This is a genomic window from Bartonella massiliensis (assembly GCF_902150025.1).
GTDB lineage: Bacteria > Pseudomonadota > Alphaproteobacteria > Rhizobiales > Rhizobiaceae > Bartonella > Bartonella massiliensis.
This window is the reverse complement of record NZ_CABFVS010000008.1, coordinates 1-3,070: the sequence shown is the minus strand read 5'-3', so window position 1 is coordinate 3,070 and position 3,070 is coordinate 1. Positions and strand designations below refer to the sequence as shown.

Annotated in this window: 4 protein-coding genes and 1 pseudogene; all 5 read right to left on the bottom strand. The window is 37.4% G+C overall.

The window, feature by feature from the left end:
- A partial coding sequence (locus tag FNZ60_RS02250; RefSeq protein ID WP_425456826.1) for a hypothetical protein occupies window positions 1–253 on the bottom strand: 253 nt, incomplete at its 3' end.
- Between the two features lie 272 nt (window positions 254–525).
- Window positions 526–764: pseudogene (locus FNZ60_RS10570) on the bottom strand (hypothetical protein); the annotation flags it as partial.
- Window positions 765–951: 187 nt separating this feature from the next.
- Window positions 952–1,221 (bottom strand): hypothetical protein, encoded by a 270-nt coding sequence (locus tag FNZ60_RS02245; protein ID WP_142416107.1) that lies wholly within the window; start codon window positions 1,219–1,221, stop codon window positions 952–954.
- A gap of 741 nt (window positions 1,222–1,962) precedes the next feature.
- Window positions 1,963–2,112: a hypothetical protein gene (locus FNZ60_RS09630; protein WP_185913435.1), complete on the bottom strand. Its 150-nt coding sequence runs from the start codon at window positions 2,110–2,112 to the stop codon at window positions 1,963–1,965.
- 320 nt (window positions 2,113–2,432) lie between these two features.
- Complete coding sequence (locus FNZ60_RS02240; protein WP_142416106.1) at window positions 2,433–2,792, bottom strand: helix-turn-helix domain-containing protein; 360 nt, start codon at window positions 2,790–2,792, stop codon at window positions 2,433–2,435.
- Window positions 2,793–3,070: the final 278 nt, after the last annotated feature.

Below are 3,070 nucleotides of genomic sequence, written 5' to 3'. Positions count from 1 at the left end.
TTGATGCCAACCCCTTGATGCCAACCCCTTGATGCCAACCCCTTGATGCCAACCCCTTGATGCCAACCCCTTGATGCCAACCCCTTGATGCCAACCCCTTGATGCCAACCCCCTTAGAATGCCCAATTGATGCCAACCCGATGCCAACCCGATGCCAACCCCTTGATGCCAACCCCTTGATGCCAACCCGATGCCAACCCCTTGATGCCAACCCCTTGATGCCAACCCCTTGATGCCAACCCCTTGATGCCAACCCCTTGATGCCAACCCCTTGCAAAGGAGCTCTTTAGAAAAAAATCCCTCTCCCCCAAAAAAAATCAAGTACAAAATAAAGCAAACTATTTAAAAAGAACACACATCACCCTCCTCCTATCACCAAAACGCCCACTTCTAAAGTGCTCGCCTCCAAAACACATGCCTCACCAGCACACCAACACCCCTAAAAACATGCCTTAACGCATGTGCGCCAAACAAAACCGTACAACACATTTTTCAAAGCTCATCAAGCCATGCTCTTAACAGATCTCACACGGTTATCCGTTGAATTTTTGCGCCACAACGGGATAATTTTTCTTCCAACCTATCAAAACCCATGACCAAGATGATAAAACACGCTTGACGATTGTTTCACCCCTTGGCCGCCCCCCATATAACAAGATATTGTAACAAGATATTATGTAACAAGGCTAAGAGAGCCGCAATCACCAGAGAAACTAAAAGTCACGCAAATCCGTTGCCATCACGAAAGCGCCTTGCAACTTCTCATGGAACATGAGAGGCGATGCTTATCTCAGCCATCAAGCTTTATCTGCCTCCCATGAACAATGCCACTCTTTCTTATCTTTTAAAGAACGAAGCTACTTTTTTGTTATGACCATCTTTTATCGGTTTTTCTATCGCTTTTTTTATGTTCATTCTTCAGCTTTTAAAGAGATTGCATCGCCATTTTCATCAATCCCAATGTCCAAGAGTTGTACCAGAATGACGTGGATTGCGAGGTTCTAAAGGATTACAATCCGGATGTTTATCATTGACAATACACCATTCTATATATGCAGGATCGTTCTCAAAATTTTCTTGAGCAACATGGACAAGAACTGTTTTTTCCTGTTGATTTGCACCATACTTATTCCATGCATCTGCAATCTTTTGAGGAAATTGAGCCTGGTAACATCCCACCATAACCAATAGAATACCCAATAATTTTAAAGTATGTTTCATTTTATTCTCCTTGAATAATTATCAATACTATAAAATACATAAATTATTTTATTAATATATTTTTATATTAAAGTAAATAATAAATATTAAAAATATTTATATCATTTTGATATATACTTTTAAATACTTTACCAATGAATGATAATACAAAGAACACAAATAAAAAAACTTCAGTCTTATAATTCTGATCGCAAATCCGCTCTGCCATCTTCTCATTTTATTATAATATCCTGTTTGTATGAGATATTTTTCAATCAGAGCATTCGCACGCATACTGAAAGCCTTTATGCCCCAAATCCATGTCGTAAAAGCTTGTCATACGACATTCTAACAGTGCTTTTTTGACCTCAAATTTATCTGCTTGTGGTTTTTTTCACATATTCCTTTTTTCACCTATTCAAAGTCAAAGATAAATCAGAAAACATCCAGCGATACTTGATCAAGCGATGAAATCCAATAATTCCAAATTGTTCTTTCATTTTTCTCTCTTGCAATGGATTTATTTACGATAAAACAACGCAGAAGTTTATTTTTATCCCTATTTTTAAGACAGTTTAGAACTGAACAGTTGAGACTGAAATGTCAGATGAAAGAAATCATTCCTCTCAGATAAACGAAAGCAAACATTTGTAGATTAAAAATAATCTCGAGTTGTACATAAAAATAAAATCAATATGTTGTTATTAAATTTACATAAATCCTCTATCATCATGCAGTGATATTATTTTCAATAAAACCACCTCAAACGCCAACGCCAATTTTGACATCAGAAAAATTTTTAAAACTTGAATACAATAAAAAAGTATTATTATTAAACACACGTATCTGGTTTTTCATATGCGCGGCGTGCCTTAAGCCTTCCGTATCATGAACGCCATAAACAACACACACGATCTCACTCCCACCTCAAGAGTTAAAGAAACAAAATTTTATATAACTGATAGTCAGCTTTTTTGCTTTTAGTGTGTAAAACGCACCTGGACATGGCAAAAAGACAGTGCCAAAACGCCCGGAATCTCGCAAGTCTTATAAAGCAGATGAATGTCTCTGCTTGGATTTTCAAGCTTTGGTTTTTTCCATAAAACCGCGCCATACAACGAAAATCGCTTACTTGTTCATAAAATAGTTTGTGTGTGTTCATAAAATAATTGCAAAAGACTGGCAATAAAAATGACCCCGCAATAAAAAGGGGCGTTTTTATATCTCAGCAATCAAGCACAAAATGCCTTTTGTTGTTTTGGTTTAAGCTCTCTAAAACTTTTCAAAAGGACGTGCTCTTCTTGGCTTGAAATCCTTTCATCATAGGGGCTTAAGATATTTTCTTCTGTTGAAATATCTTTTGTTAAAAGATCCGCATAAAAAAAGCTCATCGGGGTTTGCAGTTTTTGAGCAATTTCCAATAAACGCCCAGCACCAACACGATTGATGCCCTTTTCATATTTTTGGATTTGTTGGAAACTCACACCTAAAGTGCGTCCTAATTCTTTTTGAGAAAACCCCATGGCAATGCGTCTAAAACGAATTCTTTTACCAATTGAAATATCATTAGAATGTGGATTTTTAGTTTGCACTTTGCACCCCTCCGGTTGCGAGCGCCCTCGCAGAAGTATTCCGGGAGTAACAAGTACTGAACCCTAGTCAGCTTTTTGCTTTTAGTGTGTAAAACGCACCTGGACATGGCAAAAACGCCCGGAATCTCGCAAGTCTTATAAAGCAGATGAATGTCTCTGCTTGGATTTTCAAGCTTTGGTTTTTCCATAAAACCGCGCTGTACAATGAAAACCGCTTTCTTATTCATAAAATAGTTTGTGTGTGTTCATAAAATAATTGCAAAAGACTGGCAATAAAA

Excerpts from the sequence above, each read along its gene's own strand:
- FNZ60_RS02245 (WP_142416107.1), bottom strand. The coding sequence starts at position 1,221 with ATGAAACATACTTTAAAATTATTGGGTATTCTATTGGTTATGGTGGGA.